Origin of the sequence: Vibrio sp. 1CM2L (genome assembly GCF_023161695.1) — a bacterium.
Classification (GTDB): domain Bacteria; phylum Pseudomonadota; class Gammaproteobacteria; order Enterobacterales; family Vibrionaceae; genus Vibrio; species Vibrio coralliirubri.
The window spans coordinates 391,543-405,431 of record NZ_JALNTT010000002.1 but is presented as its reverse complement, the minus strand read 5'-3'; the positions used below and the strand labels follow the sequence as shown (position 1 = coordinate 405,431).

Here is a 13,889-nt window from a genome sequence, read left to right as displayed (position 1 = left end):
CGTTGAATTGAGCTGTGTTTTTGTTTTCTTTGGCGCGAATGCATACTTTTTCTATATCGTGCCTATCGCTCTTAAAGGGCTTGTGTTGGTGACTCAGCCCACAACTTGCAAACTTGTTGTGCCGGTAACTCAATTCCTAGATGGGCAAATGAGAAAATTGTGAGACGCTTGATTACGTGTTAGTCGAATCACAAGGAAGTTGAATGCACCACTTTAATATCCGTGCTCTTGAGTATTTAAACGCGTTGTCAAAATATGGGTCGTTACGTAAGGCATCTAAGATGATGAACGTTGATCCTGCGGCAATGAGTAGAATGCTGACACAGTTAGAAGCGCAAGCGGAAATGAAAGTATGGGAGCGCAACAACCGTCAATCACTGTTAACCGAAGCGGGTAATGAGCTGCTGAATTACTACCGTTCCATTGTTCGTGGAGAGGCGGCAGTGCTTGCTCGACTAACCAAGCTTAAAAACCTCAAAGGAGGCAATGTCAGCATTGCCATCGGTGAAGGGTTTATTACTAACTTGGTGTCAAAGCCGATGCAAACCTTCATGACTCGTTATCCTGATATCAATTTATCGATTGAGATTGCGGGTGCATTGGATGCAGTCAAGATGTTGGAAGATCAGCAGATAGACTTTGCGATAACTTATGCCTCTGCACCGCACCCTAAACTGCACTCCCACGTTGAACGCAGCCATCCGCTCGAATTGATTGCTCCTAAGGGGCATTTCCTTACGATGAAAGAAGCGCCTGTGGTAATGCAAGATATTCAAGATGCTTCTCTCGCCTTGATCGATAACTCGACCGGTATGGGGAGGCTAGTAAAGCAGGCTGAACAAATTTCCCATCTTACCTTGCAGCCAAAGCTGCAAACTAACTCAGTCACGGCACTGACTAACTTCGTTTCAGCAGGGTTGGGCGTAACCTTTATGCCTAAGCTCACTGTGATCGATGAAATAAAGTCAGGGCAGATTGAAGTGGTTGCGACCGAGTTGGAGATGCTATCGAAGGCGACGGTTAAGGTTCAATCTTTGAAAGGCCGTGCACTCACGCTACAAGCCGAAACCTTGTTGGATTTCTTACTCGAAAACGCCACTTTCTTAAGTCATGACGCTTACAATATCTAAGCTTAATCGATTTACTTAGCGACTCCGAACTAAGCTTCCAAATACCGCCAATATCACACTTCCAAACTGCCGAATTTGTTTTCGAGTTGAATTGATTATTTATCAACGCCCCCTCTATTGTTAAGTCAACACACGCGGAATAAGTTACAAATTATTAACGAAACGAGTTTTAGACTGACAGCTGTGTTCGACAGATTTTAGTTTTGTCGGGCATTAGGGGAGGAGAATGGAAGTTATTGTAATTGGCAGCGGTGTTATTGGGTTGACCAGCGCTTGGTACCTTGCGAAGGAAGGTCATTCGGTTACGGTTATTGATCGTCAAGATAACAGTGGCAAAGAAACCAGCTTTGCGAATGCTGGGCAAATCTCTTACGGTTATTCTTCACCATGGGCGGCGCCAGGTATTCCATTGAAAGCGATGAAGTGGCTTACCCAAGAGCATGCCCCTTTAAAAGTTAAGCCTTCACTTTCTCCAGAGTTAGTTTCTTGGGCGACTAAGATGCTCGCCAACTGCAATGAAGCCAAATACGCACAGAACAAATCGCGGATGTTGCGAGTCGCTAACTACAGTCGAGATTGCCTGACTCATCTAAGAACCAGTGAACAACTGGCTTACGAAGGCAGGCAAAAAGGCACCTTGCAAGTATTCAGAAGCGAGAAGCAATTAGACGCTATTCAGCAGGATATGAAGCTATTAACAGAGAGTGGAATCGAACACTCGCTGTTTGATGTTGAACAGTGTCTGGCAGTGGAGTCGGGTTTAGCAGACGTGAAAGATAAGCTGGTGGGCGGCCTGTATTTACCGCACGATGAAACCGGTGATTGTCATCAGTTCTGTTTAACCTTGACAGAAAAAGCCAAGCAACTCGGCGTTCAGTTCGTGTTTGATACTGAAGTCGTCAAGCTCAATCATCTGAATCAAGCCATTGAGAGTATTACAACGACTCAAGGCGAATTCAAAGCGGATGCTTATGTGGTTGCTTCAGGAAGCTATTCTCGAGAATTGCTGAAGCAAGTCGATTTGTCGATTCCGGTTTACCCAGTGAAAGGGTATTCGTTAACACTACCGATCGTGAATGCAGATAAGTCACCAACTTCGACTGTGATGGATGAAACCTACAAGGTAGCGATGACGCGATTTGATGACCGTATTCGTATCGCGGGTACGGCCGAGCTTGCGGGTTTTGACTATCTAATTCCAGAAAAACGCAAAGCCACGATTGATATGGTGATTAAAGACCTTTTCCCACAAGCGGGGGACTTTTCTAAAGCCGAATACTGGACTGGGTTAAGACCAATGACGCCAGATGGCACGCCTATCATAGGAAAGACGCCTATCAAGAACCTATTTACCAATACGGGCCATGGAACTCTAGGTTGGACGATGGCATGTGGCTCAGGAAAGATTTTGGCAAGTGTGGTCAGTGGCTCAGCTAGTAATATTAAAACTGATGACTTAAGTATCCACCGCTATTTGTAGCGAGATGATATTTGATTGGCACTAGCTAATTGTCCATTAATTGATCTTAATTATAAACTTTAAATTTATATAAAATTTAAACAGCAAGAAAATCTTAAAACTATACCCCAAAAAATTATTCTAGAATTACAACCTACACATAGAATGCGAGCATCAAGCTTAACATTGGTCTATTGCTCGCTCCGTTCGTTTCTGCAAAAAATTCACAAATCGAAATGCGTCAAAGGCATCAATCAGCGATAGAAAATCACTCTTCTATCAATTGACAATAGTCGTCCAAGAAGAACAATCAACACAAATGGGTGTATTTATAAATGATCTCTAGCCTATTTATAAATACACGTTTTTGAAGCGATCTTCGATAATCAACCTCGTTAAACACTAGTTGTTTATTTTTTCCAAATCGAGGTCTTCGAAATGTCAAATAGAAAAAATGTTAAAATCTTTGGGTTAGCAATGGTTATGTTGGCTAGTGGTATTTCCACTAACGCTGCCGCATCTATAGAAGCTGGTGATTGGTTTCAATGGCAAGGACGTGTGCCTTTAGAAACAGTAGATGATATAGCATGGAAGTTAGTACCTAAAGATACGTCCACCCCAGACTTTACTGTTGGTGAAAGAGGGGAATTAGAATTTACGAACGGTGCCGGTGAAGGTGAATACACTTTAACAAGCGCGTCGACTATTGGCTTTAAATTAGAAGATATAGCTACTCCAGGAACATTTGCTACAGACTTTACTTATGAAGTTATTGCTGCGGATTATTCTATTGATGGTTCTTATGGTCAGGATATCAATGGTCGTCATTTTGATGTAATTGCTCCTGGTGGTGATAGTTTGATTCATAACCCACAGCAAGCTACATCAGGAGAAGGTACGGTAACAGTTGTCGCGGGGACTGAGTCGATAGTGGCAAATCCTCATGACAACGTCGTAGTTCAAGCTTATGTAGAAGCTAGTACGATCACTTTATAAAAATCATGGTGACCTTTAATATAATTATTGAAGGTCACTTGACTTGGTGGTTATATGAAGCTAAAAATTTCAAATTATCTAATTATGATTTCAGTGTTGTTCTTAGCGAAAAGTTATGCATCTGAAATAGAACATACATTCTATCCTTATAGCGACATTTTTTCTCCGGTAGAATCAAGTAGAATAAAAATCGTCTCAGAACAATCTAATTATGTTGCTAAATATGATGTTTCAGATCAGATGTTTGAGCGTATTTTAGTTGATTTTGATGTTATGAGTCCAATATCAGAGTCATCTCAAGGTTATATATTAACATTGAACCAATCAAGACATTATTGTGACTCGTCGCCTCTCATTGGAGTTGATATAACAATTGATGGCACTGTACTTCAAGAGGGGGACAGTTTGATTGAGGAACAGGTTTTTACTGAGTCAAATTCGGTAAATAAATGGCGAAGTCATGAATTGAATTTTTCTTATCCTACTATTTTACAAACGGATTCTGAAAAGATATGCAATGGATTTGCAGGAGTTGTTGTTGAGCTAAGTATATGATGTTAAATAAAACTAATTGTGCGGCTTTGGGGTTGATATTTTATTCAACAACATTGCTTGCTGATGCTCTATATCCTGAAGGGTTTTCTGATTTTTTTATCGAAACAGAAAAAAAAATTGGTATCTCAATTGCTGGTGAAAAGTCAATAGAAGAAATTAGTGCAATAGTAAACTATGAAGAGTTTAGGGTTGAAAAATATAGCGATGACTATGATGTAATCCAATCATATTTAACTAAGTTAGGTATTCGCTCCGAAATAATAAAACAAATTCTTGGTGATCTAACCCGTGGAGTCGTTACTGATAAAGATTGTGAAGGTAGACTTGAACAGTGTGTTTTAACCTCACAAGAGGCAACTCGCTATGTATTTGATTTTGACTCGGCTACGTTGAAGTTGTTTTTACCGATTAATTCACTGCGTACAGATTTAGGTGTAGTGGAATATGAGTCTCCGATAAACAAGGAAAACGCATTAATTAATTGGATGAATGTTTATGGTTTTACTGACTTTGATAACAATGACTATGCCAATGTATCGAATCAATCTATTTTAGGTTTGCCAGTCGGTCACGTACATCTTGATACACAGTTTAGTACAAAAAACAGTGAATTTGAGGTCTATAAAGCGATGTATGACGCCGATTTTAATGGACATAGGCTACAGGTTGGGGTAAATCAACACAATTTATCATTCAATACTACCGACTTTTTGAATAATAATGCCAGGCTTGGTGGTGAGTCGATTTTTTTTGGTTCAAGTCGAAATTTACTTAAAAATGCGACTAGCAATCAACAAAAAATTTATTTTTATGTACCTCAAAGTGCACAGCTAGAAGTTTATAGGGAAAAGCAACTACTCCTAAATCGACCTGTAACCGAAGGGCGAAAAGCAATTAGTTACAGTGAGTTACCTGGAGGCGCATATGAAATAACAGTTGTTTTGAAAGTTGGCGGGGAAATTATTCTCAGTGAACAAAGACAAGTTGTTAACAATGACAGATTTTCGCTAGAAGAGGGTAGCGTTGATTACGTTATTGGAATGGGCCAATTAGATGATCACTACAGCCTAGAAGACGAAATTGACAAGCAAGATAAATATTATGGAAGAGCTCTAGTTGGTTATCGTTATAATGACTATTTGATAGCGAATTTGGGGTTTAGCTCCAATGCAAATGAACAATATTACCAAGCTGGTGGCTCTTTTTTTTATGGCGATACATTGTCGCTTGATCTAATGCTCGGTCTATTTTCGAAGCAAAGTGAAATGTACTCTGCGAGGTTATCTTTAGCGCCATTTTATATAGATTACCGGGTTTTTGATAATGAAAAGACATCAACTAGCACCAGTTTTTCCAACCTACTTTATGGCGAAGATTCATATAAAGAATATGGTGTTGGTTGGTCAGGAGATTTTCTACAGGGTAGTATTTACGTTCGGTATGATTATTTTAGTTCTGAGGATTCGATACCAAATAATGATTTTACAACGGGGTCTAGCAGCGAGCGTTCTAGCATATCCAGTGGTTGGTCCCGTTCATTGCCTTTTGGGGACATCAGTCTAAATTTTAATTATGACCAGTATCGTAATGATAACGACGATTATCATTTTGGCATTACGTGGAGTAAAGATTTAGGTACTTCTGGAATCGTAGCACAGTCGAGTATATATACAGGGAAAAATGGGTTTGACCGCAATATTACAGCATTACGAGCAGAAAGAACTTATGACAACGCTCATGTGACAGGTAGCGCGGGCACTATCATAAACAATGATAATCAAATAGTAGGTGAATTGTCGGGAACACTTAATAGTAGCAACGATGTAGGAAATTTTAATTCTTATGCTTATGTCAATGATGATGGTCGAAAAACTGTTTCGGGTAACTTTACTGGGTCACAAATTTTTGGAAGGCAGGGTTTTGACGTAACAAATAAGCGTTCAAGTGCTTTTGTTAAAGTTAACAAAACTGAACAACGGGTTCATGAGGATCCATTCAGAGAATTGAAAGTTGTGATAAACCAAGATGACAGTTACCGCCACCGTGTGGAACTCAAAAGTGATGCCTCAATTGTAGACGTGCGTGAATTCCAATCGCTTGACGTAAAAATAGACGAGGGAAGTGAGAATGTCGATGTTGAAGGTAGAAGATTACAGGCGTTTGTACATCCAGGGTCTTTGTATCAGTTAGACACTAATATAGTAGAACTATTGAGTCGTATTGTCGTCTTAGATGATTTACATAACAATCCAATTGAGCACTTACAATGCGTTGGACAAGGGTGTGTAAGTGTCGAACCACTAAGTGAAGATGGCGTATATCGCATCAATTTCAGACAATCTAAACCATACCGACTAATATCGAAGCAAGGACTGTGTGTATTAGATGAATCTCTCACAGATGAATATGTGACAGGCTATTGTTTACCAGGGCTGTCTGAAGAAAATAAAGGATTAAGTATCTCTGAATTAAATGAAAACTTGCTTTCGAAAAATAACACAGGTGAGCTCATGATTTATTTAGGTATGTTTAATAGAGAACTAAGTGAAGTCTCGGTAATAAAATCAAATTTAGAACGCGTGAATATAAATTATAGAGAAGTTGTTGTTGGTAGAGATGTTCATATTTACGCTGTTAATAATGAGTCATTTAATAGTGCACAAAAATACTATCTAGAGGAATTAGATTCATACATTATGATTCAAAGTTCTGACTCAGAATCTTACACTCTTAATTAAAAAGTTACTAACCATGTTAAAGATAATGTTAAAGTTTTTTTTATTGATACCTTTTGTAATGTATTATCCGACTCAAGCAATGGCAATACAAATCAATAGCATGCTTATTATTGCGGATGACAATGATAGCGGTATTATAACCATAACAAATACTCAGAATCATAGGGTTTTTTTAAACGGTCTGATGTCAGAAATACGCGTTGTGGATGGTGAAATCGAGCGTCACCACTATGATCGCAGTAATATTGACAAATGGAAAATTGATATTCGTCCCGCTAGGACAATAATCGATCAAGGACTTGAAAAAGATTTTAAGATTAACCTTAAATGCGCGCCAAACTGTAAACGCGAATATGATGAGGTGTTTAAATTATCTCTGATTCCAACGCCTTATTTAGGTGATGACGATGATAATCATACGGTTCAAATGGCAGTAGGTTTTGCACCTGTTTTCATCGCTCCTGGAAAGGAATATCCTCTTGACTATAGTATAAATAATGATGAGGAAAAGGTTACAATTCATAATAAAGGCGAAAGCTTTATTAAAGTAAAGCTATCCTCATGTGAAACGAATAAACCAAAGTTGTCGAAGACAAATTGCAATAGGACAGTATATGTTTTAGCTGGAAGAGTACTGTCATTGGATTTATCCGAAGATATGAAAGGGGAGGAGCTTCTTGTATCTCTATCTACGTATAAAGACAAATATGTAGAGCGTGTAAAGTTAATAAACGAGGGATAACCATGAAGTTCATGATGCTTATGGTTGTTTGTCTTTTTTTAGAAACTGCAAACGCAAGTATAACTATCAGGGGAGAGACGTCAGGAAGTCATTTTCGGTGGGTGACAGGAGCTACTGCATTCGAAGATTACTCAATTCCATTCGATGCCTATTTTAATCGAGGACAACAGGGCGCCACGGCAAAATGGATTCCGGGCGGTTTGTACAATGTTGCGAACGCCAATTCAATAGTTTTAACTCTGGATGGTGGAGTGACTCAGGTGACAGTTCCTATTGAATTATCAGGAATGATGTATGGCATGGAGGCTGCGAGCTCCGAAGGAGATAGCCAAAATATAGCAAGTGTGTGTCCAGAAAATACGTCAAGTACCCCCTACCTCTACGTGATTGGTACTAATTGCTTCTATGATAAATACATAGAACAAGACTATTTAGATGGTGCATATCATTTTGCAAAGCCAATCTTGAAATTGAATGAGACCGCTGTGGCGAGTGCTTTTAAAGGCGCACCTGATGGAGTTTATAAAGGTACTGTGCCAGTTAAATTTAACCATCGCTGGACAAATTTCAACGGTACATGGACTCAAACTATTTATGATGAGCTATTGACTATTGAGATCAAGAATACAGCTAACGAGATAACAAATGTCATTGTAACGCAGCGCGATGAAATGACCCCACAGTATGATTTGTTAAATGAAACTGTGTCTGGAAGAACACATTATCCTGTGCTTGCTCAAGGGCGCTTTCATACAGGATTAAGGTTAAGTTTAAAAGACGTCAATAGACAATATAAGCTAACAGGTCCAAGCGGGAGTGAAATCCCTTACAGTATAGAGTGTAGTGAATGTCAAGATTCGACGTTGGTTGATAGCGGGCAGGTCTTGAATTCAACAACTTTAATATTGGATGCTGGTGCGACAGAAATTAACTTCAACATTGATGTTTTTTATGAAGATGCTGATTTAAATTCCATAGAACATGGTCGTTATCAGGATAGTTTTGTTTTGCTATTTGAACCAGAGATTTAATATGAAATATAAAAATCGCGCCTTAATCATTGGATCTGCGCTCTCTGCTTGTTTCCCTCTTGTGACGATAGGTGGTGAAATTGGCGTCAGCGATGAAGAGCCAGAGAGTTTTTTCGATAAGCTTTATTTAAATGGCGTTGCAGGAGTAGCACTCGGTAAATCAAATGAAGAAAGTGAGGCATTTGGGCGAATTGCTATCGGTTATGGCATTTCTGAATATTTAGATTTTCAATTGGCAAGCAGTCATTTGAAATATTCTGGGTTTGATAATAATAACCAAACTATAGAGGCAGCTATGAGAGCTAATTTCCCCGTCGATGATGAAGGTGAAGTGAAGTTCTATTTAGACAGTGGTGTTATTTTAAATAATGGAAGCGCAACGGTTGGAACGGGCTTACTCTATAAATTATCCCAAGATATTGATTTTGACATAGGCTATCGTTACTACCAAGAGCCAAATCAAGCTGCGCAGGGAGATGTGTATTCCTTAGCCATTGGGTTAAAATACTATTTTAATGATAGGGAACCTGAAAAAGAAGAACAATATCTAAGTTTGAACTCGGGTAGTTCAAGACCAAATCAAGCAAATGAAAAGTCTAAGATAAAGAATGTTGAATTAGTAAATAACAAAATTAAAACCGTTGATGACTATTGTGTTGAGGTTATCGATAATTGGGGGCGAGATGAACGAGATAGATACCCGCTAAAAAGCTACAAGATATCTCAAGGTGATTGGCCTATTCGAATTGCAAAGCAGCATTATTTGACCATTGAGGTCCTTGAAGAAATAAATTCTTGGTTGAGAGAGAGGAATAAAAACAAGGAATACATATTCCCAGGGGAAACACTTCTCATACCTAATATTAGAGAAAATCAGTGTACTGATGCTCATGGTCGTAAAGATACTAATCATATCGATGATAATTATTACACTATCTTAAAAGGTGATTGGCCACTACGAATAGCAAGGAACTTGCGGACAACGCTCGATGAGTTGGAAAAAAGTAATCCTTGGCTAAAGTCTAGAAATCGTGATGAAAAGTATATTTATCCTGGTGAAACTTTGGTTTTTCCTAGTTATAAAAATGATGTTAATAACGAATGAAAAATTGGTTATTTTTGAATGCTATTTAGCAAATATTGTAAGGTTCTATAAAATGCGAATGATATTAAAATGATAAAACTTTTTATTATATTACTTGTCATGTCAATAAGTGGATGTGATTTAGAAGAGGCAAGCGGTGGCCAAGATGTAACAGAGCCGTCAGATTCTGTAGTTCAAGCTACGCCGGGTGTGTATGGCGTCAGTACGAATAATGGCACCATAAATTTAAAAGAAAGCATAGTTGGAAATGCAAATGCGACGCTAATTGACGTTGTTGCCGATATTAGAGACACGCATTGCCTAGCCAGTATTCAGGATGATTTTATGTTTGAGTATACAATGGGTGATACGCAGCATAATGTAAATTCATGCCGATTTTTCTATACAATAGAGGCACCTACTGGGCAACAAACTGAACAAGTGACGGCAGTGCTTACTCAGGCTATGGATCCGTTACTTCCTCCTATTATTGATAGCATGCTCATTGGGACTGCTACCAATATTAAGATTGACTCTGATTACGCAATAGATCGTATAGTTTCGGTTTCTGGTGTCGATCAAAGCAAAGTAGAAATTACTGAAGACTCCTCAGGTATCGATCTGACTGCTGACGTACCATTCGCCTCTTCGATTACCATCGAGTATTTAGCAACAGATCGTGTTGATGAAGATATGGCCAAGTTCGGGTTAATCTCAATATCTGTTTATGAATCGGCTTTGCCAGGTCTAATCGCTGGTAATGGCGAGGTAGAAGACGTTGAAATAAATACAACTGTGAAGGTGGATATTAGTTCCTTTGTTGAGAGTGCTAGTGCAGATTATACAATTTTAGATGTTCATTCATTGACAGCACAGGTTTCCTTGAGTGAACCAAACGATCCATCAAATAAGTCGTTTGATTTTGTAACTTCAACACCTATTTATCATTATGTACATTACACAGTAAGTGATACAAAAGGAAATGTATCTTCGAATACAGTTCGGCTCGATGTTATTGTACCTCCGCAAACAAAGAGGTGGGGGTCCTTAAGTATTGATGGGAAGACATATTTTGGGCCTTTAACTTTTAACGAGGCACACCAATTACACGGACGAGACACATGGAATTATCATATTGATGGTAGTGCTGGGGGAGTATATGTTGCAACAGGCGATTATGCTAGAGCTACTAATAGTTGCCATAGCGCTTATGGCAACGAAACTTCGCTTTTGAATGTTCAGGAAGTTACTGACTTATTCTTGGAGAATGTTGGTGAAAATCATAGGTGGCCAATTGAAAAGCTTTACGTAGTTCGTGATGATCGCTCAGATGATCTTCGCTATGTTGTATTTGATATGAAGACAGGGGAATATCAGGATAGTTCTGATAGCGATATTTATACCGCTTGTGTCGAACGATAAATCAAATTTGTGCGAAATATACTTTAACCAATATAAATACTGTGAAATTTTTAACCATTACCAAATATTATGGTTATTCAATGATTGCAATAGTCAATTGTTTAATTACCTTCATGAGGCGAAATGAAATACATATTTGAAAAAGTCGCTATGTTAACTTTGATTTGCTTTCTTTCAGCTTGTAAGGAAGAGTCTCAAGATTATAGTAGTGAAAATACGAGACCAAGTGAGACGTTTGTTCAGGCAACACCAGCCTTATATTCCGTATCTTCCGAGTCGGGATTCTTGAATATAGAAACCAATATTATCGGATCTCAGGATGCCGAACTCATCGAATTACTAGCTTTGGAAAATCATTCACATTGCTCTGCTAGTATTTTACAAAACTTTAATTTTGAATATGCTATAGCACACACTTCAAATAATACTAAAGTGTGTGACTACATTTACACTATTAGTACACCTAATGGAACTCAACAGGAGTTAGTTCGTGTCTTTCTGACAGCTGCTGAAAATCCGATACTCGCGCCTATTAATGAGAACGTTACTATTGGTGAGTCTATCAGTATATTACCACCTCCTGGAAGCTTAATTGATAGCATTACTTCTGTGAGTGGTATTGATGATACATTGGTATATATTTCAGATGATTCCCACAGTGTTAAGTTGAAGGCCGATGTTACGGAATCTACTATTGTTGAGATCGAATATTTAGCTGTGGATGTTAACGATACCAATAAGCTTCGCTTGGGTTTGATGTCAGTTGTCATTAATGAGCATAGCAATTCTGACTTTGTTGCTAACCCTGGATTTGTTGAGATAATTAGGAAACAGCCAAGCGTTCCAAACACGATTGATGTTAGACAATTTGTAAGCGGTGAAGGCCAAGATTACCAGCTTTTTGGGGTTTCCTCGTTGAGTGGTACAGCAGTTTCAAGTAATTCTGACGACCTATTTAATACGAGTTTTGACTTTTTCGGAACTTTTGGGACACATTATATTCAATATTCGATTTATGATCACAATCAAAATTATTCGGCGAATGTGATTGAATTGGAGTTGTTGGTGCCAGATCAAACGCATCCATGGAAAGATATAGACGTTGGTATCGATACATATACAGCACCAGTTACATTAAGTGAAGCTATTGAAATAATGATAGGAACAGCGTCTGTAAGTTCAACTGCAGAGGATGATATGTACTTGGCTACTTTTACACATAACAAGCTTGGGGAATTTTGTGGTTACTACGGGAGGAGACCTACTCTCGCCGAGTTACAAAATCTGGTTGCTGCTGATGCGGCAGATGTGCACGGATGGCCTATATTGCGACCTTATATGTCATCTAACCTCTCAGAAAGCGGAAACCCTCTTGGCGTCTATTTAGATACTGGTGAAGTAGTAGAGTTTTCGAACTCTACAATCGGTGTGACTGGATACGGAACATGTAAAGTACATGATATTTTGAACCTGAAAGTAGATAAAAGCACTGCAATAGCAAACAGCAATGAAGAAGTAGAAGTCACTGTTACTTTAAATGATATGGGTTCTCCTATTGTTGGTGAACTGATAACCGCACAAGCTAACGGCAATGCAAATGTTTCACCTAGTAGTGGACATACTAATAGTCAGGGAGAGGTTAAGTTTTTTGTTACCAATACAGCAGTTGAAAGTACACGTATCGATTTTTCTTCATTAGAAGACACTCGTTCGGCTTTTTTTAACTTCATTGCTGACGAGAGCAGCGCAGAAGTCAGATTATTAGAGGTAACTATTAATAATGCAGAGGCAAATGGTACCGACGAGAATAGGGTGAGAGCCTCTGTTGAAGATGATTATTCCAATCCTGTAGGTGGCGTAGAGGTCTCGTTTTGGACAAGTGACGCCCATCTCCAACGTTATGATCGTGTTACTGATGTAAATGGTAAAGCTATTTTCAATGACACATTCCAAGGCACACGTGATGACGCGGCAACGGTGGACATAACTGCGCGAGTTCGTTTTGGCGGCACCTTATCAGAAAAAGTGACAGTGTCGTTCACTGGTCGACAACCACACCCTGTAATAACCACTCATGACAATGGAACTAGATATATGCTGCCTCCGTTTGAAACTGATGAAATTATTGAACTTATTGATGCAGGAGTGAATGTTCCAATGTACCAATCTACTATTTCTTTTGATGACGACGCGGCCGGTCCTGCTAACAAGACATATGGAATATATAATTTTAATAACGCTGTTCAATTTTGTCGAGAATTGGTGTTCGAAGGGCATAGTGATTGGACTATTTATGGAAGTGAACAACCTGACCATTTTGCTGAGCAATTGCATAACATGTGGATTTATTGGGCTTGGCCTGGGGAACTAGGGTATTGGTTCAGCTCGGCTGCGAGACCTGGCTTCGCAATTAACGGGAACTTAATGTCGCAAACGAAGCATTCAGAACCACATCAAACTGAACTATTGGTTACCTGTGGTCGAGAGATTTAGACCAAATTTTTAGTATCCAAAGATAAGTAACGCTTTTGGGATCATCGTGAGCCACCAAAAGCGTTTTTTATAAGGGATTAAAGCTTTTACTTTTACTTTATATTTAACAAAACTGTGTAATATGCGCTATTTCCTATGAATCGAAACCAAGCCCAAGCAACTAACAATAACATAGCCTGTAGGCTTTCAATAGAAAATATGCCTTTGGTGACATTGGGTTTAGTATTTAGTGGAGGGCA

10 protein-coding genes are annotated in these 13,889 nt (G+C 38.9%); all 10 read left to right on the top strand.

The features are described from left to right. Window positions 1–203 precede the first annotated feature (203 nt). Complete coding sequence (locus tag MSG34_RS06955) at window positions 204–1,130, top strand: LysR family transcriptional regulator (RefSeq protein WP_017062039.1); 927 nt, start codon at window positions 204–206, stop codon at window positions 1,128–1,130. A 226-nt stretch (window positions 1,131–1,356) separates the two neighbouring features. After that, the gene (locus MSG34_RS06950; protein ID WP_248336835.1) at window positions 1,357–2,610 is read left to right on the top strand and encodes a D-amino acid dehydrogenase; all 1,254 of its coding nucleotides are present in this window, start codon (window positions 1,357–1,359) and stop codon (window positions 2,608–2,610) included. A gap of 417 nt (window positions 2,611–3,027) precedes the next feature. Further along, a complete protein-coding gene (locus MSG34_RS06945; RefSeq protein WP_248336833.1) occupies window positions 3,028–3,585 on the top strand; it encodes a hypothetical protein in 558 nt (185 codons plus the stop codon). 54 nt (window positions 3,586–3,639) lie between these two features. Beyond that, window positions 3,640–4,140 (top strand): hypothetical protein, encoded by a 501-nt coding sequence (locus MSG34_RS06940; protein ID WP_248336831.1) that lies wholly within the window; start codon window positions 3,640–3,642, stop codon window positions 4,138–4,140. After that, the gene (locus tag MSG34_RS06935) at window positions 4,137–6,878 is read left to right on the top strand and encodes a TcfC E-set like domain-containing protein (protein ID WP_248336829.1); all 2,742 of its coding nucleotides are present in this window, start codon (window positions 4,137–4,139) and stop codon (window positions 6,876–6,878) included. The genes MSG34_RS06940 and MSG34_RS06935 overlap by 4 nt, the downstream gene beginning before the upstream one ends. 13 nt (window positions 6,879–6,891) lie before the next feature. Beyond that, window positions 6,892–7,620 carry a hypothetical protein gene (locus MSG34_RS06930; protein ID WP_248336827.1) on the top strand — a complete coding sequence of 243 codons (729 nt, stop codon included), beginning with the start codon at window positions 6,892–6,894 and terminating at the stop codon, window positions 7,618–7,620. 2 nt (window positions 7,621–7,622) lie between these two features. Further along, window positions 7,623–8,651 carry a hypothetical protein gene (locus MSG34_RS06925; RefSeq protein ID WP_122081743.1) on the top strand — a complete coding sequence of 343 codons (1,029 nt, stop codon included), beginning with the start codon at window positions 7,623–7,625 and terminating at the stop codon, window positions 8,649–8,651. 1 nt (window position 8,652) lies between these two features. Further along, entirely contained in the window at window positions 8,653–9,756 is a 1,104-nt protein-coding gene (locus tag MSG34_RS06920) for a LysM peptidoglycan-binding domain-containing protein (protein WP_248336825.1), read from the top strand. A gap of 69 nt (window positions 9,757–9,825) precedes the next feature. Next, window positions 9,826–11,157, top strand: coding sequence for a hypothetical protein (locus MSG34_RS06915; RefSeq protein WP_248336823.1), 1,332 nt, complete (start codon window positions 9,826–9,828; stop codon window positions 11,155–11,157). A gap of 123 nt (window positions 11,158–11,280) precedes the next feature. After that, entirely contained in the window at window positions 11,281–13,650 is a 2,370-nt protein-coding gene (locus tag MSG34_RS06910; protein ID WP_248336822.1) for an Ig-like domain-containing protein, read from the top strand. The last annotated feature ends 239 nt before the right edge of the window (window positions 13,651–13,889 follow it).

Excerpts from the sequence above, each read along its gene's own strand:
- MSG34_RS06940 (WP_248336831.1), top strand. The coding sequence starts at position 3,640 with ATGAAGCTAAAAATTTCAAATTATCTAATTATGATTTCAGTGTTGTTC.
- MSG34_RS06915 (WP_248336823.1), top strand. The coding sequence starts at position 9,826 with ATGATAAAACTTTTTATTATATTACTTGTCATGTCAATAAGTGGATGT.
- MSG34_RS06930 (WP_248336827.1), top strand. The coding sequence starts at position 6,892 with ATGTTAAAGATAATGTTAAAGTTTTTTTTATTGATACCTTTTGTAATG.
- MSG34_RS06920 (WP_248336825.1), top strand. The coding sequence starts at position 8,653 with ATGAAATATAAAAATCGCGCCTTAATCATTGGATCTGCGCTCTCTGCT.
- MSG34_RS06935 (WP_248336829.1), top strand. The coding sequence starts at position 4,137 with ATGATGTTAAATAAAACTAATTGTGCGGCTTTGGGGTTGATATTTTAT.
- MSG34_RS06945 (WP_248336833.1), top strand. The coding sequence starts at position 3,028 with ATGTCAAATAGAAAAAATGTTAAAATCTTTGGGTTAGCAATGGTTATG.
- MSG34_RS06910 (WP_248336822.1), top strand. The coding sequence starts at position 11,281 with ATGAAATACATATTTGAAAAAGTCGCTATGTTAACTTTGATTTGCTTT.
- MSG34_RS06955 (WP_017062039.1), top strand. The coding sequence starts at position 204 with ATGCACCACTTTAATATCCGTGCTCTTGAGTATTTAAACGCGTTGTCA.
- MSG34_RS06950 (WP_248336835.1), top strand. The coding sequence starts at position 1,357 with ATGGAAGTTATTGTAATTGGCAGCGGTGTTATTGGGTTGACCAGCGCT.
- MSG34_RS06925 (WP_122081743.1), top strand. The coding sequence starts at position 7,623 with ATGAAGTTCATGATGCTTATGGTTGTTTGTCTTTTTTTAGAAACTGCA.